This is a genomic window from Plantibacter sp. ME-Dv--P-122b (genome assembly GCF_030209375.1).
Lineage (GTDB): Bacteria > Actinomycetota > Actinomycetes > Actinomycetales > Microbacteriaceae > Plantibacter.
The window spans coordinates 49,868-68,194 of the sequence record NZ_JARVSC010000009.1 but is presented as its reverse complement, the minus strand read 5'-3'; the positions used below and the strand labels follow the sequence as shown (position 1 = coordinate 68,194).

Here is an 18,327-nt window from a genome sequence, read left to right as displayed (position 1 = left end):
TCGTGGCGGCCGACGACTACTACCGACTGCTCGGCGTCTCGCGATCGGCCGACGCCAAGGAGATCCAGCGCGCCTACCGCAAACTGGCCCGCACGTACCACCCCGACGTCAACAAGGAGGCGGGCGCGGAAGACCGGTTCAAGCAGATCAGCGAGGCATACCACGTGCTGGCCGATCCCGATTCGCGCGCGCAGTACGACCGGTTCGGCCCGGACTTCCGTCAGTACGCCGCGGGAGCCGAGCGCGAGCACGCCTCGCAGACGCGGGCCGGCGCGGCGGGCGGTGGCGGCCGAACCCGAGCGCGCCCCGGGCCTTCGGGATACACCTGGTCGAGCGCTCAAGGCGGCGCCGGCCCGGGCAGCGCCTCCGTCGACTGGGGAGATCTCTTCGGCGACGTCTTCGGCTCGACGCGGGGAATGGACAACGAAGCCACCCTCGAGCTCACCGTCGAGGAGGCCTTCCGTGGCGGTGCCCGAACGGTCGTCGTCTCGGGCCCCGACGGCGACCGCCAGACGTTCGACATCCAGATCCCGGCAGGCGTCCTCGACGGCCAACGGATGCGGGTGACCGGCGGCGGGGGCGCAGGCCGAGACGCCGGCGGGGCCGGCGACCTCGTCGTCACGTTCCGCGTGCGGCCCGACCGTCGCCTGCGGCTCGACGGGAAGAACATCGAGATGGACCTGCCGATCTCGCCCTGGGAGGCCGCGCTCGGGTCGAGCGTCTCGACCCAGGCCCCCAGCGGCCCACTCACCGTGCGGGTTCCGCCCGGCTCGTCCAGCGGCCGCCGCCTGAGGCTGAAGGGTCAGGGCATGCCGCAGTCCGGCGGGAAGCCGGGCGACCTCTTCGCGAAGGTCAAGATCATGGTCCCCCCGCACCTCACCGACCGTGAACGCGAGCTCTTCGAGGAGCTCGGGCACGAGTCCGCCTACGATCCGAGGGCCACATCATGAGCTCCCCGCTGCTTCCGGCGCTCCCACCCCGCCTCGACATCGGGATGGTCGCCGCCGCCTCCGGCACCCACCCCGAACTCGTCGCGCGGTTCGTCGAGCTCGGCCTCGTCCCGGCGCACTGGGACGGCGCGGGCCGGTTGTGGTTCGACCCGTCCGCACCCGGACTGGTGCGGCGGATCGTGCGGCTGCACGCCGACCTGTCGCTCAACTACACCGCCGTCGCCCTCGTCATCGACCTTCTCGCCCGCATCGATGTGCTCGAGAGCCGGCGCCGGGTGATCCGTTCCGGAAAGGGGACCCCACCATGGAGATGAACAAGCTGACCCAGAAATCCCAGGAAGCCCTTCAGCAGGCGCAGAGCATCGCGAGCCGGAACGGGCAGACGGAGACCGAGAACGAGCACCTCCTGCTGGCGCTGATCACGCAGGAGGGCGGCCTGATACCGCGGCTGCTGGAAGCATCCGGTGTCGATCTGCCGGTGCTGCTCGGCGACGTGACGCGCGCGATCGAGCGCAAACCGAGGGCCACGGGGCCCGGGGCGACGCCCGGCCAGGTGTTCCTCTCGAAGACCCTGGCAGCGACCCTCGACCGTGCCGAGAGGGAGGCGGATCGACTCAAGGACTCCTACGTCTCGGTGGAGCATCTGCTGCTCGCGCTCGCCGACGACCCCGGAAGCGCGACGGCGCGCCTCCTGCAGAGCGACGGCGTCACGCGCGAGAGCTTCCTGACCGCGCTCACCGCCGTCCGCGGCAACCAGCACGTCACGTCCGCTAGCCCCGAGCAGACCTACGAGGCCCTGGAGAAGTACGGCCGCGATCTCGTGGCCGACGCCCGGGCCGGGCGCCTCGACCCGGTCATCGGCCGCGACAACGAGATCCGTCGCGTCATCCAGATCCTGTCGCGCAAGACGAAGAACAACCCGGTGCTGATCGGGGAGCCGGGCGTCGGCAAGACCGCCATCGTCGAGGGTCTGGCCCAGCGGATCGTGCGCACCGACGTTCCCGAAGGGCTCCGCGACAAGACGGTCTTCCAGCTCGACCTCGCGGCTCTGGTCGCCGGTGCGAAGTACCGCGGCGAGTTCGAGGAGCGGATGAAGGCGGTTCTGGCCGAGGTCACGTCGTCGGACGGGCGCATCCTGCTCTTCATCGACGAGCTGCACACGCTCGTCGGTGCCGGAGCGACCGAGGGCGCCATGGATGCGGGCAACATGCTGAAGCCCATGCTCGCGCGCGGCGAGCTGCACCTCATCGGCGCGACGACGCTCGACGAGTACCGCCGGCACATCGAGAAGGACGCCGCGCTCGAGCGCCGGTTCCAGACCGTGCTGGTGGAGGAGCCGGGTGTCGAAGACGCCATCTCGATCCTCCGCGGACTGCGCGAGCGCCTCGAGGTCTTCCACGGCGTGCGCATCCAGGACAACGCGCTCGTCGCGGCCGCCACCCTCTCCCATCGGTACATCACCGAGCGGTTCCTGCCCGACAAGGCCATCGACCTCGTCGACGAGGCCTGTGCGCGGCTGCGCACCGAGATCGACTCGATGCCCGCCGAGCTCGACGAGCTCACGCGACGGGTGACCCGCCTCGAGATCGAGGAGGCCGCGCTGGCGAAGGAGAAGGACAAGCCGAGCCGCCTCCGTCTGCACGAGCTGCGCCGGGAGCTCGCCGACCTGCGGGCGGATGCCGATGCGAAGCGAGCGCAGTGGGAGGCCGAGCGCCAGGCCATCCGCAAGGTGCAGGAGCTGCGCAGCGAACTCGAGCGGGTGCGGCGTGAGGCGGAGCAGGCCGAACGCAACTACGACCTCGACCGTGCGGCGGAACTGCGCTACGGCACGCTCGCCGACCTCGAGCGCAACCTCGCCGCCGAGGAGGCGCGGCTCCAATCGAAGCAGGGCCGGCAGCGGATGCTGCGCGAGGTCGTGACCGAGGAGGAGATCGCCGAGATTGTCGCCGCCTGGACCGGCATCCCGGTCGCCCGTCTGCAGGAGGGCGAGCGCGACAAGGTGCTGAAGCTCGACGAGGTGCTCGAGGAGCGCGTCGTCGGGCAGTCGGAGGCCGTGAGGCTGGTCGCCGATGCGATCATCCGTGCCCGGTCGGGCATCCGCGACCCCCGGCGGCCGATCGGGTCGTTCATCTTCCTGGGGCCGACGGGCGTCGGCAAGACCGAGCTCGCCAAGGCCCTGGCCGGCGCGCTGTTCGACAGCGAGTCGGCGATGATCCGTCTCGACATGAGCGAGTACCAGGAGCGGCACACCGTCAGCCGCCTGGTCGGGGCTCCTCCCGGGTACGTCGGATACGACGAGGGCGGTCAGCTCACGGAGGCGGTGCGGAGGCGGCCGTACTGCGTCGTGCTCTTCGACGAGGTCGAGAAGGCGCATCCCGACGTGTTCAACACCCTGCTGCAGGTGCTCGACGACGGCCGCATCACCGACAGCCAGGGCCGCACGGTCGACTTCCGGAACACCGTCGTGATCATGACCTCCAACATCGGCGCCGACCACCTCCTCAGCGGCGCTCGCGACAGCGGCGGGGGCATCACCGACGCGGTGCGCGACCAGGTGCTCGCCGAACTGCGCGGCCGCTTCCGCCCGGAGTTCCTCAACCGCGTCGACGACATCGTCGTCTTCGCGCCGCTCGGCCTGGAACAGATCGAGTCGATCGTCGAGCTGCTGATGGATGACCTCCGCCGGCGCCTCGCGGAACGCCAGATCACGCTCGAACTCACTCCCGAAGCCCGGTGGCTGATCGCCGAGCGCGGCTACGACCCGCTCTACGGTGCGCGGCCGCTGCGGCGGTACATCTCGCACGACATCGAGACGCGGCTGGGCCGGGCCCTCCTCTCCGGATCGGTCGGTGAGGGCTCCACCGTGCGTATCGACGTGCGGGACGGCGATCTCGTGGTCGACCTGGAGCGCGCGGCGGCCGACACCGAGGCCGAGGTGATGACATGACGACCACGGCGACCACGGCGACCACGATCATCCGGTGCCCGAACTGCCGGCACAAGAACCGCGTGCTCACGGCCGGCGCGGGGCGGCCGCGCTGCGGGAACTGCCACGAGCCCCTTCCCTGGATCGTCGACGCTCTCGACGACACCTTTGCCGAGGTCGCCGAGAAGGCCGATCCGCCGGTGATCGTCGACATGTGGGCGAGCTGGTGCGGTCCGTGCCGCGTGGTCAGCCCCGTCCTGGAGCAGCTGGCCACCGAGCGAGCGGGCGAGCTGAAGCTCGTGAAGGTGGATGTCGATCGCGCGCCCGGTCTTTCGTCGCGGTTCGGCATCCAGGCCGTGCCGACACTGCTCGTGCTGCACGGAGGCGAGGTAGCCCGGCAGGCCGGTGCGGCGCCGGTCGGCGTGCTGCGCCGCTGGTTCGACGAGGCGATGGCGAAAGAAGGAGGAGTCTCATGACCGTCCGCCCCGATCCTCATCTCGTCTTCGTTCGCCCGGTGTCTCCCCGCACTCCCGGCGCCTGCGAGGACTGCGTGGCCCTCGGCACCCCGTGGGTGCATCTGCGGCTGTGTCTGACCTGCGGCAAGGTCGGATGCTGCGACTCGTCGCCGATGAGGCACGCGCGAGCGCACGCACAGCACGACGGGCATCCCATCGTCCGCTCCCTCGAGCCGGGGGAGTCCTGGCGCTGGTGCTACATCGACGAGGACTTCGCCTGATGCCGGGCCTCGGATCGGGGCGCGTCGTCGTGGAGACGCCGGACACGCTCGGGGCGTATGCCCGGCTCACACCTCTGCAGCTGGAGGTGCTGAGGGGGGTGGGATCGCTCGTGCCCGTCTCCGAAGGGCAGGTGCTCACGCGGGCGGGCGACGTGCCCGACTCGTTCTTCGTGGTGCTCGAGGGGCTGCTCGAGATCTCCGAAGGCGAGCAGGTCGGCATCCACGGCCCCGGCCGTTTCGTGGGCGACATCGGGTTGCTGGAAGGGCAGCCGACCTTCAGCACGACCACCGCGGTGGTCGACGGCGTCGCGCTCGCGGTGCCGATCGAGGAGCTGACGAGGATCGTGACCGGGGCGCCGCTGCTCGGCGACGTCATCCTACGCGCCTACCTGATCCGCCGGTCGATGGCGATCGGGTTCGGGGCAGGGCTCCGCGTGATCGGATCGCCATTCTCGCCCGACACCCGTCGGCTGCTCGACTTCGCGGCACGAAACCGGGTACCGCACCGCCTTCTCGACCTGGAACACGACCCGGGCGCCGAAGCGATCCTGCGGCGGCTGGGACTCGGCGCCTCCGACGTGCCGGTGGTGATCGTCGGCGGATCGCGGGTGCTCCGGAACCCCTCCGTCATGGAGTTCGCACAGGCGCTCGGCGTGCGGAGCGCCCTCCCTCCGGCGAGCAGCGACGTGCTCGTCGTCGGTGCGGGCCCCGCGGGTCTCGCTGCGACGGTCTACGCCGCCTCGGACGGACTCTCCGTTCTGCTCACCGACGCCGTCGCGACCGGAGGACAGGCAGCGCTGTCGGCACGAATCGAGAACTACCTCGGATTCCCCTCCGGCATCTCCGGCGCGGAACTCGCGGAGCGTGCCACCCTCCAGGTCGCGAAGTTCGGCGCCACCCTGGTCGCGCCCTCCGTCGCCGAGAGCCTCGTCGTCGATGAAGGCGCGCTCGTGGTGCGTTTCTCAGACGGAACGAGCGTCACCACACGGGCGGTGGTGGTCGCATCCGGGGTGAGCTACAACCGCCTCGCTGTGGCGGGCCTCGACCGCTTCGAGTACACGAGCGTCTACTACGCCGCCACGGTCAACGAAGCACGCCAGAGCGGCGCGGCGCCGGTCGTCGTGGTCGGGGGCGGCAACTCGGCCGGGCAGGCCGCCGTCTTCCTCGCCGGCACCGCGTCGCAGGTGGACCTGATCGTCCGCGGGGCGGATCTCGCGGCGAGCATGTCGCGCTACTTGATCGTGCAGGTGGAGGAGCATCCCCGCATCACGGTGCATCTGCAGACGGTGGTGGTGGAGGCGAACGGCCAAGCCGAACTCGAGTCGGTCGTCGTCGAGCACGTGCCCTCGGGTGCGCGAACCGAGATCCCCACGACGAATCTCTTCGTCTTCATCGGGGCGTCGCCGGCCACATCGTGGCTCGGCCCGGACGTCGCGCGAGACGAGCGCGGCTATGTGATCACGGGGAGCGGCACGACACCGTCCGGCGCGAGCAGGCCCGCCCTCGAGACATCGGTAGCGGGAGTCTTCGCGATCGGTGACGTCCGCAGCCAATCGGTCAAGCGGATATCGGCGGCGATCGGCGAAGGAGCGAGCGTCGTGCGGATGGTCCACGATCACATCGCGACCGGCGGCAGCCGATCCTGAGCGGCCGTGCGCCGATCGACTCGACAAGCACACACCATCAGAAGGGCAAGGGATCGTCATGACACGCATCACCATCATCGGCAAGGGCTCCATGGGCAACGCCATCGGAGGGGTGTTCGCCGCGGGAGGCAGCGATGTCGCCTACGTCACGCACGGCCAGACCGGGGCGACCATCTCGGGAGACATCGTGGTGCTCGCCGTTCCCCATCCCGAGGTCGACGGCATCCTCACCGCTTTTGGTGCGCAGCTCGCAGGCAAGACGGTCGTCGACATCACCAACCCGCTCGACTTCTCAACCTTCGACTCGCTCGTGGTGCCCGCCGACGCGTCCGCCGCATCCCACATCCAGGCGGAGCTCCCCGAGAGCCACGTGCTCAAGGCGTTCAACACCACCTTCGCCGCCACCCTCGTGAACAGGCAGCTCGGCGGTGTGCCGACCACCGTGCTCGTTGCGGGCGACGACCCCGACGCCAAGACCTCGCTGATCGAGGCGATCAGGGCCGCCGGCGTCTCTGCGCTCGACGCGGGGGCCCTGAGCCGCGCGCGCGAACTCGAGGCGATCGGCTTCCTGCAGCTCACGCTCGCGGTGAGCGAGAAGATCGGGTGGAACGGCGGTTTCGCCGTGATCCGCTAGTTCGACATGCTCTGCGTGATTGCAACCTTCGGATGTGAACAGCTCGATCAGTAAGACCTCCGGGGGTCTGCAAGGGGGATCGTCGAACAGGACTACGGCGCCCCGGTCGGCTGGCGACTGGCCCTCAACGACCCCGCTGCCGTCGTCGGGGTCATCTCCCAGAACGGCAACGCCTACGAGGAAGGCTTCGTACCGAGCTTCTGGGACTCGATCCGGGCCGACGCCGCCGAACGGACCACCGAGACGCGCGACGCGCTCCGTCCGGCCCTCGGGCGGGAGCCGTCGAGTGGCAGTACAACCACGGCGTCCCGGACCCGACGACCGTCGACCCCGACGCCTGGGAGCACGACCTCGCGCTCCTCGCCCGACCGGGTCAGGACGACATGCAGCTGGCCCTCTTCCGTGACTACGCCACCAACCGGGACCTCTAACCCGCGGTGCACGAATGGCTCCGTACGTCGCAGGTACCGGTGCTCGCGATCTGGGGGCGTCACGACGAGATCTTCGCAGCCGCCGGCGCCACGGCGTTCACCCGCGACGCCCCCGATGCTCGCGTCGAACTCGTCGACGGCGGACACTTCCTCCTCGAATCCGACCTCGACCACGTCGTCGCCACCATCACGGACTGGCTCCGGACGACCGAGCGAAGCGCCTAGCTCGGCAGGTCGGTCCCTCCACCTGGACCAAAGTCAGCGGCGGCGCGTCCGTCTCGGACGGCTGGCTTGACCGTCAGGCGGCAGCGTGGACGCTGCTGTCCATCCTGGAAGCGGTCATTGGCCCGCGGCCGCCGGACCCGTTCGCGGTCGCACCCGTCACACTGGACGGCGACCACGGCGGTGGCCGCCCGCACGGCCGACATGGAGGGCCCCGAGGATGGGTAGACAACGGACGCCGAAGGATCTCTGGGCGCGGATCCTTTTCCTGGTCCTCGGGCTGGCGCTGGTCGTCTCCCGTCTGAACGGATTCGGCCACGGCATGTCCACTCGTCCGGTCTGCGCTGTCAGGTCGGACTGCAGACGGGTCATCCTTCATGGGCGGCTCGCGCCGGCGCGGCCGAGCGGCATCGGGCCTGGACGTGCAACGGCGCCGGTCTACCCCGCCTGCGCGAATCGAACCGTTCATCGCCGGGCGATGCGCAGCCCCCGAATTACGCTGTCCGCGCCGGAGACGTGGTTCAGCCCGGTCATCCTGCATCACCCCGCCAGACCGCGGCGGCATTCTTGCGCCGAAGACGCCGTGCATCCCGTGCCCGGAGGACCCCTTCCCGTTCCAAGACGTCGATCGTCGCACCATAGGAACGATCCGCCGCGAGTCGCTCGGCCGGCGTGAGCTTGCTGGGGAGCGCAGCCCACCACTGCCGGAGTGGATCAGCGTCCGCTTCGCTGTGGCCCCACTCGTCCTTCGCCGCGGTGACCGGATCCGCGAGGGCGACGCGATCCCGACGCCGCGCGACAACCGCGAGTGCAGTGATACCGGCCACCGCAATGCCGAGGAGCACGAGCCCCAGGGTCGCTCGGGCGGGTTCGAAGCGGTCGACCTCATCCCAGTTCCCCACCATGTACGCGAAGACCAGCGTCCACACGACACCCAACACCACGTACAGTCGCGCCGCGCCGCGCGTGTGCGCACCGAGCAGGAACGACGTGAGTCTCCCTCGTTCGAGGAGCCAGAAGATCGACGCAGAGGCGATCGCCGACAGCCCCACCCACGCCGCCGCTTCGTCGACACCGAGCGCTGGCCGGCCGTTGCGGGGAGACGGCAGGACGAGGCCCGCCGCAAGGAGTCCGAGCAGGAGCGCTGCCACCGTCGCCGTGTCGCGAGCGCCCCAGCGTGCGCGAGACGCTCCACGTCCGTCTCCGGTGCTGTTCCGAGTGAGACGCGCGTGGACGCTGCGGAGCCTCGGCACGGACACGAGGACCGCCGCGCGGGAGGCCTCGACCACGGCATCGAGGCGCGGCTGACGTCGCAGCTCGGACAGCCGGGTCGTCAGCTCGGCGTGCACGGCCGCTTCAGGATCACCCGGGTCACTGTTCCGCAGGACGCGATCGGTCATCTCGCCAGCGTAACCATGTCGCTGCCCCATGCCGAGAGTGCGCATTCGGTTCACTCATCACGGATCGGCGAGCGGAATGCACACTCTCGATGGGCGCTCCTCGCCTACGGCATCGTCCAGACCTCCGACACCGGCGTCATCGCCTACGTCGGCCTGGCTGCTTCCGTCTACGGACTGAAGTCCTGCGTGGCGTAGTCGACCGCAGTACCGCGAGCGGGCCCCGGGAGCTTCCCGGGGCCCGCTCGCGGTGTACGGAGCATCTGTGACGTCGGGTGCCGAAGCGGTTATGGCGCCGCCCGCCCCTCCTGCTCAGCGTGCTGAACACGCTCGGTCACCTGCGCGTACATGTACATGTCTTGCGGGGAACCGTCCACCCGTTCCCACGCGCGAAGAAGGCCTTCGCGGACGTAACCGGCTCGTTCCGCGGCGCGCCATGATCCCTCGTTCCAGGGCTCCACATACAGCTCCACCCGGTCCAGATCGTCGAGCCGGCGGGCCCAGGCCGTGAGTGTCGCGAGCGCGTCCGCCGCGTAACCGCGCCGCCGCTGCGACGGGCCGATCCAATACCCGACGCTGGCTCGCGCCCAACGTTCGCCAGCGTGGAAGAGCCCGATATGGCCGACTGCCCGGTCCTCCGTATCGGCGATCGCGAAGACGTACGCCTCACGTGAGCGCAGTCGTTCATGCTGACGCTCGATGAACGCGAGCGCCTCCGACTCTCCGGACGTTTGCGGCACGGTGGTCAGTGCGGTGATGAACCGGTCCTGGGAGGCCTCCTGGACGACTCCGACATCCGTGGTTCGCCACGCCCTGAGCGTGACGCGGTCGCCGGTGAGGTTCGGAAGCACAAGGGGGCCACTGCTCATGGTCTCCATGGTGGCACGGCCGCGAACCACCATGCTCGCAGCGCTCCGGGCGGCGATCGACGAAGCCCAGGGCGTCGAGCCGGGCGCGCTCTCGGGGATCCGCTCTTGACGGACTCGGAACACCTGTCGTATCGTCGTCGCAATCGATAGGTAACTTCCTAGTCGATTGATCGACGAAGGAGTGGTCATGGCAGCATCAGGCAGTCCGAGCGTGCTCCGCGTGCTCAACGACCGAGCCGCGCTCGACGTCCTCGTGCGGGAGCGGGAGGTGTCCCGGGCGCAGCTCGAGGCACTCGTCGGCCTCTCCAAGCCGGCCACATCGCAGCTCCTCACGCGCCTGGAACGCGCTGGCCTCGTCGAGCGTGGCGGGCTCCGGGCTGAGGGCCCCGGGCCGCGGGCGCAGCTCTGGCGCCTCAAGGCGGACGCCGGTCACGCCGCCGGCATCGACGTGAGCCGCAACGGGATCGACGTCGCGATCGCCGCCCTCGACGGTTCGGTGGTCGCAGAGCACTTCCTCGCCACCACACCTGAGACCTCCGAGCCGGGTGCCGCGCTGTTCGAGGCGCTGGAGGCCGCCTGCTCGCAGATCGGTGTGGAACCCTCCGCGCTGTCACACATCTCCATCGGGATCCCGGGTGCGGTCGACCAGCTCACCGGCCAGCTGCGCTACGCGTCCGAGGTGCCGCTCTGGAAGGGCGTCGACCTCCTGCACATGCTCGAGGGCCGGATCGACGTGCCGGTGACCATCGAGAACGACGTGAACCTCGTGGCCCTCAACGAGATGGCCAGGGGAGCCGCGCAGAACACGAAGGACTTCCTCCTGCTCTGGGTCGCCGAACGCGGCGTCGGATCCTCGGTCGTCGTCGGGGGCGAACTGATCCGCGGTGCGACCCTCGGCGCTGGCGAGATCGGCTTCACGCTGGTCCCCGACCTGGCACTCGCCGCCACGACACCGGTCGGCAACCGCTTCGGCGACCTCATGACCGACACCGCGCTCCTCGACCTCGCGCGCGCCCACGGCATCGAAGCGGACGGGACGGTGGAAGCGCTCGGTCTCGGCTTCGCGGCCGACCCCGACGGCTTCCCCCGTGACGTCGCCCGCCGCCTGTCCGCAGGCCTCGCCGCCGTGGTGAGCCTCCTCGACCCGGAGTTGATCGTGCTTGACGGCGACATCTGCGTCGCGGGCGGTGACGACCTCTGCCGGCTCGTCAAGGAGGAGCTCCGCGAACTCGTCGAGCCACCCGTCTCGATCGTCCCCGGCCGGGACGACGCCAGTTCCGTCCGCGCCGGCGCCGTCCAAGCCGCGCTCGGGCACGCCCGCGAGCGATTCTTCGCCTCGGGTTCGACGCTCGACCTCTCCTGAGCGCACCGAGCGACCACCGACCGTTCCACCCGCTTCACCTGTCTCCACCCGCACCACTCTCTCTGAACTGCGCCACCTCACCCCCAGGAGCCACCCATGAAAAGAGTCCTGCCCACGATCGCCGTCGTCGCGACGACGATCCTCGCCCTCAGCGCCTGTTCCGGCAGCGCCGGTTCGTCGACATCGGTGTCGCCGGCTCCCGGCGACGACGAGAAGATCACGCTGACCGTCTGGAGCGGCTTCGCCGACGCCGAGCTCGACGTCATCAACGGAGCACTCGACGGCTTCCACAAGCTGCACCCGAACATCACGATCAAGAGTGAGGGCAGCCAGGACGACGACAAGATCTCGCAGTCCATCCGTGGCGGCACCGCACCGGACGTCGCCATCTCGAGCAACGCCAACGCGCTCGGACAGTACTGCAGCTCCGGCGCGTTCCAGGACCTCGGCGGCTACATCGACCGCGACAAGGTGGACCTCGACCAGATCCCGAAGGCGGTCCAGTCGTACACCGAATTCGACGGGGTCCGTTGCTCCATGCCGCTCCTCGCCGACGACTACGGCCTGTACTACAACAAGGAACTCTTCGCGAAGGCGGGGATCACCGAGCCGCCGACGACCATGAGCGAGCTCCGCGACGCAGCGGAGAAGCTCACCGAGTTCAACCCGGACGGCTCGATCAAGGTCGCCGGGTTCGTGCCCACCATCGGGTTCTACAACAACCGCCTGGACGTGTGGGCACCGCAGTTCGGAGCCGACTGGCAGGACGAGGACGGGAAGTCCAGCCTCTCGACCAGCCCCGGTTGGACGGACCTCTTCACCTGGCAGCAGGAGATGACCGACTTCTACGGCCAGGACAAGCTCACCGCGTTCACAGCCGCCGCCGGTCAGAAGTACTCGGCCGACAACGCCTTCCAGACCGGCCAGATCGCCATGATGTTCGACGGTGAGTTCCGCACCGGCTTCGTCGAGTCGCAGGCCCCCGGGATCGACTTCGGCACCGCGCCGCTGCCGGTCGCGGACGACCTTGCCGACACCTACGGCGGGAGCGACATCGGCGGGAACATCATCGGCATCCCGAAGGGCGCCAAGCACGCGGGAGCCGCGTGGGAGCTCATCAAGTACCTCACCACCGAGACCGCTCCGCTGGTCGAACTCGCCAACGGGTTGAAGAACATCCCGACGACGTTCGACGCCCTGCAGTCCCCGGACCTCCAGTTCACGGGGAACCTCGCCCCCTTCCTGGAGATCTTCCAGAGTGAACACTCCTCCTCGCTGCCGCCGACGGCCAACGGTGGAGCCTTCCTCAAGACGGCGAGCGACTTCGCGGTGAAGTGGCAGACCGGCGGTGTCTCGGACCTCGACAAGGGCCTCGCCGACGTCGACCAGCAGATCACCAACGCGGACGCGCTGAAGCCGTGACGTCCACCATGCACGACGGGGCGGGGGTGACGGCGGCCCGACCAGGGTCGACGTCGCTCCCGCCGCGCCGGCCGGCGCAGCGCCGGAAGGGTGCCGCGGCCCGCCGGAACCGCTGGACGGTCCTCGCCTTCATGTCGCCCTGGATCATCGGGTTCGGCGTCTTCTTCGCGTACCCGCTGCTCGCGACGGTGTTCTACTCCTTCACGAGCTACGACCTGATCAACGAACCGGTCTTCATCGGTGTGCGGAACTACGTCTTCATGTTCACGCAGGACCCGCTCATCTGGGTCTCGATCCGGAACACCGTCTACCTGGTCGTCGCGATCACGGTGGGCCGAGTGGTCTTCGGACTGCTGACCGCCATGGTCCTCACGAAGATCAAGCGCGGCGCCGGGGTGTTCCGCACCCTGTTCTACCTGCCCGCGCTCGCTCCGCCGGTCGCGGCCGCCCTCGCGTTCGTGTTCCTGTTCAACCCGGGGACCGGGCCGGTGAACCAGGTCCTCGCCGCCCTCGGTGTGGACGGGCCGCTCTGGTTCAACGACCCTGCACTGGCGAAGCCCGCGCTGACCGTGCTGGCGCTCTGGGCGTCCGGCGAGATCATGGTCATCCTCCTCGCGGCCCTCCTCGACGTGCCGGCCGACTACTACGAGGCGGCCGCCCTGGACGGAGCCGGCGCCTGGACACGGTTCTGGCACATCACGCTGCCGTCGATCTCGCCCGTCCTGCTGTTCGCCGTCGTCAACTCCATCATCGTCGGCCTGCAGTACTTCACCGAGGCGGTCGTCGCCGGTGCGGTGGCCTCCGGCTCCTCCGACGCGGTCGGCAACACGGCCTCGCTCGGCTACCCCGACAACTCCACGCTGACCTTCCCGATGTGGCTCTACGAGCAGGGGTTCCACTCCTACAACATGGGCTACGCCTCGACCATGGCGATCGTGCTGTTCATCGTCTCCGCCGCTTTCACCATCATCCTCGTCCGGCGCATGCGCGTCTCGGGCGTGGGAGAGGAGGACTGAGCCATGACCGCAGTACTCGAACGTCCGGACGCGGTGCAGCAGCAGCAGCCGCCGGCACGCCGGAGTCGTCCCCCTCGCGTCGTCGCCAGGAGCGTCCTCGCCTGGATCGGCCTGCACGCGGTGGCCATCGCGATCGCGATCGCCTTCATCGCACCGATCGTGTTCGTTCTCCTCACCGCCTTCATGAGCGACCAGCAGGCGCTCACGAAGGACCTCTGGCCGCGGGAGTGGCACTGGGAGAACTTCGCGAACGTCTTCGAGAAGGCGCCGATGCTCGGCTACTTCGGGCAGAGCCTGTTCTACTCGATCACGGCCACCGTGGCGATGCTGCTCTCGAGCGTGCCGATCGCCTACGGTCTGGCGAAGCTCAAGTGGCGCGGGCGCACCTGGGCCTTCTACCTCGTGATCGTCGCGATGATGCTGCCTCCGCAGGTGATCGCCGTCCCGATGTACGTGATGTGGGCGAAGGCCGGTCTCACCGGGACGCTGTGGCCGCTCATCCTGCCGAACCTGTTCGGGGACGCCTTCAGCATCTTCCTGCTCCGCCAGTTCCTCGTCGCCATCCCGCAGTCGTACATCGACTCGGCCCGGCTCGACGGTGCGTCCGAGTTCGGGGTGCTCACGCGCATCGTGATCCCGATGGCACGCCCGGGCATCGCGGCGGCGGCGCTGTTCATGTTCCTCCGCACGTGGAACGACTACTTCGGACCGCTGCTGTACACGGGCGAGAACCGTGAGCACTGGACGCTGTCGCTCGGGCTCGCGGCGTTCCGGAGCACCCATCAAGTGCAGTGGAACCTCACGATGGCGGCGACGGTCCTCGTCATGGTGCCGGTCATCGTGCTGTTCTTCTTCGCCCAGAAATCATTCATCGAAGGAATCAAATTGTCAGGAGTCAAAGGATGAAGTTGACGGTCGTCGGCGGCGGGTCGACCTACACACCGGAACTGATCGACGGACTGCTCCAGATGTCCGACTCGTTCACCATCGACGAGATCGCCCTCATGGACACGGACGAGGAACGCCTCGAGGTGGTCTCGACGTTCGCGCGACGGATGGTCGCCGCCGCAGGCAGGGCGACGGTCATCACCGCGACCGACGATCTCGCCCGCGCGGTCGACGGAGCGTCCGGCGTGCTGATCCAGCTCCGCGTCGGCGGGCAGTCGACCCGGCTGTCCGACGAGACGTTCCCGCACGGCTGCGGATGCATCGGCCAGGAGACCACGGGGGCCGGCGGCTTCGCCAAAGCCCTCCGCACGGTGCCAGTCGTCCTCGACATCGCCGACCGGGTCCGCGCGCTCGCCGGTGACCGGACGTGGATCGTCGACTTCACCAACCCGGTCGGCATCGTCACCCGCGGCCTCCTCGAGGCCGGCCACCGGGCCGTCGGCCTCTGCAACGTCGCGATCAACTTCGAGCGGAACTTCGCCGGCATCCTCGACGTCGCTCCGGAGCGCATCCAGCTCCAGCACGTCGGCCTGAACCACCTGAGTTGGGAGACGGCGGTGCTCGTCGACGGCGTCGACCAGCTGCCGCGGTTGCTCGACGAGCGGATCGACGACCTGGCGCGGGTCTTCCGCATCACCCCGGAGCACCTGCGGATCCAGCAGGCCGTCCCCTCCTACTACCTGCACTACTACTACGCCCACGACGAGGTCTTCCGGCAGCAGCAGGTCGAACCGGCCCGCGCGGAGGTCGTGATGGGTGTGGAGCGCGAACTGCTCGACCTCTATCGGGACGACACCGTGACGACCAAGCCGCAGCAGCTGCAGGAGCGTGGCGGTCGCTACTACTCGCTTGCGGCCATCCAGCTGGTCGCGTCGCTGCTGCGGGACTCCGGCGACGTCCAGGTCGTCAACGTCCGCAACAACGGCACCCTGCCGTTCCTCCCGGACGACGCCGTCATCGAGGCCGCGTCCCGCATCGGTGCCGACGGACCGGTGCCGCTGCCCATCGGGCGGGTCGACCGATCGATGGAGGGCCTCATCGCCCATGTCTCGGCGTACGAGGAGCTCGCCCTCGAAGCAGCCCTGCACGGTGGTCGCGACCGCGTCGTGAAGGCGATGCTCGCGCACCCGCTCATCGGACAGTACGAGCTCGCCGAGGGACTGGCCGATCGGCTGATCGCCGAGAACGCGAGGTTCCTCCCGTGGGCGAAGTAGGCTCCCGGCTCATCGTCGCGGTCGACGGCGGCAACAGCAAGACCGACGTGGTCGTGCTGGCGCCGGACGGGACGGTGCTCGCGCGGGGGCGGGGCGGTGGCTACTCCCCGCACGTGCTCGGCACCACGGGCGCGGTGGCCGCGATCGAGGACCTCATCCAGGAGGCCCTCCGCTCGATCGACCGAGACCTCGGGCCGGCCGACATCGAGCATGTGGCGGCCTTCCTCGCGGGCGTGGACCTCGTCCGCGAGCGCTCGGACATGGTGGCTTCGATCGTCGCCAGGAACTGGTCACGGACCGTCACCGTGGACAACGACACCTTCGCCCTGCTGCGACTCGCCTCGCTCGCAGGCACCGGCGTCGCCGTCGTCTGTGGAGCCGGGATCAACTGCGTCGCCGTGGATGACGGACGCACCGTCCGCTTCCCGTCGCTCGGGCCGATCTCGGGAGACTGGGGCGGCGGACTCCAGCTCGGTGTCTCGGCGATGACCGCCGCGGCTCGGGATGCGGACGGGCGAGGCCCGCGCACCGCGCTCACGCAGATCGTGCTCGAGCACTTCCACCAACCGGACGTGCTCACCCTGATCGAGCGTCTGCACTTCGGCGAGATCCCGCGGGAACGCCTCGCCGAGCTCAGCCCGCAGGTGTTCGCGACCGCCGCGGCGGGCGACAAGGTCGCCGGTGAGCTCGTGTCGCGTCTGGCCGGGGAGATCGCCTCGTTCGCCATCGCCGCGCTCCGTCGGCTCGGGCTGACGTCCGCGACTGTGCCGATCGTCCTCGGCGGCAGCATCCTGGCGGCTCGGCTGCCGGCGTTGGAGGACCAGGTCCGGCACCGGATCCTGGAGGTCGCTCCGAACGCCGAGCTGCTGTTCCCGGCCGACCCGCCCATCCTCGGTGCAGCGTTGCTCGCGTTGGACGCCGTCCACGTGGAACCGGCGGCGACGGACCGGCTCAGATCCGGCTTCGCGGCACCGGTCCTCGCGTCGGGAGCCGTCCGATGAGCGGCACGACGACCCTCGCACCGGTGCCGGGCGCCGCGATGGAACGGGAGATCCGCGAGCAGCCGGCCGCCTGGCGTCGACTCCTGGCGCAGGCCGGTGTGGTCGACGAGACCGTGGAGCGGATCCGTCGCTTCGATCCCGCGTTCGTCCTGTTCATCGCCCGTGGCACGAGCGACCACGCGGCCCTGTATGGCAAGTACCTCGCCGAGGTCACGTGCGGACTTCCGGCAGGATCCTGGTCGCCGTCGACGACGACCGTCTACGGAGCCGTGCCACGGCTGAACCGGTGCCTCGTGATCGCGGTGAGCCAATCGGGCGGGTCCCCTGACCTCGTGCAGTCCCTCGAGGCGGCACGGCAGGCGGGAGCCCTCACCCTCGCCATCACGAACGTGTCCGCATCGCCGCTCGCGCAGGCCGCGGAGCTGGCGTTCGACCTCCGGGCGGGGGAGGAGCTGGCCGTCGCGGCCACGAAGTCCTACACCGCGGAACTGCTCGCGCTGGCGATGCTGTTCGACGGGCTGTCGGCGAGTCCCCGCGGCGGGTTCGCCGAGCTGCCCGAGTACGGCGACGCGCTGCTCGACGCGGCGAGCGTGGAGCAGGTCATCGAGCGCGCCGCTCAGCGGTTCACCGGCGACCGATTCGTGCTCACCGGTCGCGGTTACGCGTCCGCGACCGCGCTCGAGGGTGCGCTCAAGCTGATGGAGACCTGCTACGTCTCGGCGGCGGGGTTCTCCGGCGCAGACCTCGTGCACGGTCCACTCGCGATGGTCGACGCTTCGGTGGCCTCAATCGTGATCGCCCCGCCTGGTCGCGGGGGTGCGGCGATCGAGCCGGTGGTCGAGCGTCTGCGCGCCACCGGTTCGTCGTTGCTCCTGATCGGACCGCAGGTCGCCGGACCGGACGAACTCATCGTTCCGCTCCCGACGGGACTCCCGGAGCAGCTGATGCCGCTCCTGGAGATCCTGCCCCTGCAGCGACTCGCGATGACGATCGCGCTCCGCCGCGGCATCGATCCGGATCGGCCCCGCGGGCTGCTGAAGGTCACGCGGACGACGTAGCGGCCGGCCGCCTAGCGGTCGGCGTCGAACCGCGCCTGGTGCGCCGAGACCTCGTCGCGGTGCAGTTCGGACCACACCTTGAGCTGCCGGACCGTCTGGTGGAGTGAGAGCCCGAGGGCGGTCAGGTCGTAGGTCACCGTCACGGGGACGGTCGCCGTCGCCGTTCGGCTGATGAGCCCGTCGCGTTCCAGTGACTTCAAGGTCTGCGACAGCATCTTCGGGCTCACGCCCGCGAGCGTCCGCGCCAGCTCGGAGTACCGCATCGGCCGCGGCTCCCCGTCGCAGTCCGGACCGCTCCCGAGCGCGGACAGCACGAGAGCCACCCACTTGCCGGACACCTGCGCGAGGAGCTGCTGGCTCGGGCAGGCGGCGAGGAACGCGTTGTACTGCGTCTTCGCCGCCGCCCGCTGATCTGCCGCTGTGGTGGTGGCCATGGTCTCGCTTTCGGTATCTACGCACTTCCAGGTAACTCCTTCCGAAAGGGTAGCAACTCC

Annotated in this window: 18 protein-coding genes; 15 read left to right on the top strand and 3 right to left on the bottom strand. The window is 69.5% G+C overall.

Features of this window, described 5'->3' with window-relative positions; all coding sequences use genetic code 11:
• The first annotated feature begins 2 nt into the window (after positions 1-2).
• The 8 genes from QRN19_RS15295 (at position 3) to QRN19_RS15260 (ending at position 7,548) form a co-directional block, all read left to right on the top strand.
• On the top strand, positions 3-950 hold the full coding sequence (locus tag QRN19_RS15295; protein WP_285028016.1) for a DnaJ C-terminal domain-containing protein: 948 nt from the start codon (positions 3-5) through the stop codon (positions 948-950).
• Positions 947-1,264 (top strand): chaperone modulator CbpM, encoded by a 318-nt coding sequence (locus QRN19_RS15290; protein WP_285028014.1) that lies wholly within the window; start codon positions 947-949, stop codon positions 1,262-1,264. The genes QRN19_RS15295 and QRN19_RS15290 overlap by 4 nt, the downstream gene beginning before the upstream one ends.
• On the top strand, positions 1,255-3,897 hold the full coding sequence (clpB, locus tag QRN19_RS15285; RefSeq protein ID WP_285028012.1) for an ATP-dependent chaperone ClpB: 2,643 nt from the start codon (positions 1,255-1,257) through the stop codon (positions 3,895-3,897). Before QRN19_RS15290 ends, clpB begins: the two co-directional genes overlap by 10 nt.
• A complete protein-coding gene (locus QRN19_RS15280; RefSeq protein WP_285028010.1) occupies positions 3,894-4,352 on the top strand; it encodes a thioredoxin family protein in 459 nt (152 codons plus the stop codon). The genes clpB and QRN19_RS15280 overlap by 4 nt, the downstream gene beginning before the upstream one ends.
• Positions 4,349-4,612 (top strand): UBP-type zinc finger domain-containing protein, encoded by a 264-nt coding sequence (locus tag QRN19_RS15275; RefSeq protein ID WP_285028008.1) that lies wholly within the window; start codon positions 4,349-4,351, stop codon positions 4,610-4,612. The genes QRN19_RS15280 and QRN19_RS15275 overlap by 4 nt, the downstream gene beginning before the upstream one ends.
• Positions 4,613-4,722: 110 nt before the next feature.
• Positions 4,723-6,258, top strand: coding sequence for an FAD-dependent oxidoreductase (locus QRN19_RS15270; RefSeq protein WP_285028005.1), 1,536 nt, complete (start codon positions 4,723-4,725; stop codon positions 6,256-6,258).
• A 58-nt stretch (positions 6,259-6,316) separates the two neighbouring features.
• Positions 6,317-6,892: an NADPH-dependent F420 reductase gene (locus tag QRN19_RS15265; protein WP_285028004.1), complete on the top strand. Its 576-nt coding sequence runs from the start codon at positions 6,317-6,319 to the stop codon at positions 6,890-6,892.
• Between the two features lie 437 nt (positions 6,893-7,329).
• Positions 7,330-7,548, top strand: coding sequence for an alpha/beta fold hydrolase (locus tag QRN19_RS15260; RefSeq protein WP_285028001.1), 219 nt, complete (start codon positions 7,330-7,332; stop codon positions 7,546-7,548).
• A gap of 527 nt (positions 7,549-8,075) precedes the next feature.
• Here the strand turns inward: QRN19_RS15260 and QRN19_RS15255 are convergent.
• Positions 8,076-8,945, bottom strand: a complete 870-nt coding sequence (locus tag QRN19_RS15255; RefSeq protein WP_285028000.1) for a hypothetical protein — start codon at positions 8,943-8,945, stop codon at positions 8,076-8,078.
• Between the two features lie 284 nt (positions 8,946-9,229).
• A complete protein-coding gene (locus QRN19_RS15250) occupies positions 9,230-10,000 on the bottom strand; it encodes a GNAT family N-acetyltransferase (RefSeq protein WP_285027998.1) in 771 nt (256 codons plus the stop codon).
• On the opposite strand from QRN19_RS15250, the gene QRN19_RS15245 reads away from it, so the two are divergent.
• The 7 genes from QRN19_RS15245 to QRN19_RS15215 all read left to right on the top strand — a co-directional run bounded on the left by QRN19_RS15245 (position 9,999) and on the right by QRN19_RS15215 (position 17,833).
• A complete protein-coding gene (locus QRN19_RS15245; RefSeq protein WP_285027995.1) occupies positions 9,999-11,174 on the top strand; it encodes an ROK family transcriptional regulator in 1,176 nt (391 codons plus the stop codon). The genes QRN19_RS15250 and QRN19_RS15245 overlap by 2 nt on opposite strands.
• A gap of 96 nt (positions 11,175-11,270) precedes the next feature.
• Complete coding sequence (locus QRN19_RS15240) at positions 11,271-12,596, top strand: ABC transporter substrate-binding protein (protein WP_285027993.1); 1,326 nt, start codon at positions 11,271-11,273, stop codon at positions 12,594-12,596.
• Positions 12,593-13,612, top strand: coding sequence for a carbohydrate ABC transporter permease (locus tag QRN19_RS15235; protein ID WP_285027991.1), 1,020 nt, complete (start codon positions 12,593-12,595; stop codon positions 13,610-13,612). The genes QRN19_RS15240 and QRN19_RS15235 overlap by 4 nt, the downstream gene beginning before the upstream one ends.
• A 3-nt stretch (positions 13,613-13,615) precedes the next feature.
• Positions 13,616-14,518: a carbohydrate ABC transporter permease gene (locus tag QRN19_RS15230; RefSeq protein WP_285027990.1), complete on the top strand. Its 903-nt coding sequence runs from the start codon at positions 13,616-13,618 to the stop codon at positions 14,516-14,518.
• Entirely contained in the window at positions 14,515-15,774 is a 1,260-nt protein-coding gene (locus QRN19_RS15225; RefSeq protein ID WP_285027989.1) for a 6-phospho-beta-glucosidase, read from the top strand. Before QRN19_RS15230 ends, QRN19_RS15225 begins: the two co-directional genes overlap by 4 nt.
• Entirely contained in the window at positions 15,762-16,775 is a 1,014-nt protein-coding gene (locus tag QRN19_RS15220) for an N-acetylglucosamine kinase (RefSeq protein WP_285027987.1), read from the top strand. Before QRN19_RS15225 ends, QRN19_RS15220 begins: the two co-directional genes overlap by 13 nt.
• Entirely contained in the window at positions 16,772-17,833 is a 1,062-nt protein-coding gene (locus QRN19_RS15215; protein WP_285027984.1) for an SIS domain-containing protein, read from the top strand. Before QRN19_RS15220 ends, QRN19_RS15215 begins: the two co-directional genes overlap by 4 nt.
• A gap of 11 nt (positions 17,834-17,844) precedes the next feature.
• Here QRN19_RS15215 and QRN19_RS15210 read toward each other — a convergent pair whose 3' ends face one another.
• The gene (locus QRN19_RS15210; protein ID WP_285027982.1) at positions 17,845-18,267 is read right to left on the bottom strand and encodes a winged helix-turn-helix transcriptional regulator; all 423 of its coding nucleotides are present in this window, start codon (positions 18,265-18,267) and stop codon (positions 17,845-17,847) included.
• Positions 18,268-18,327: the final 60 nt, after the last annotated feature.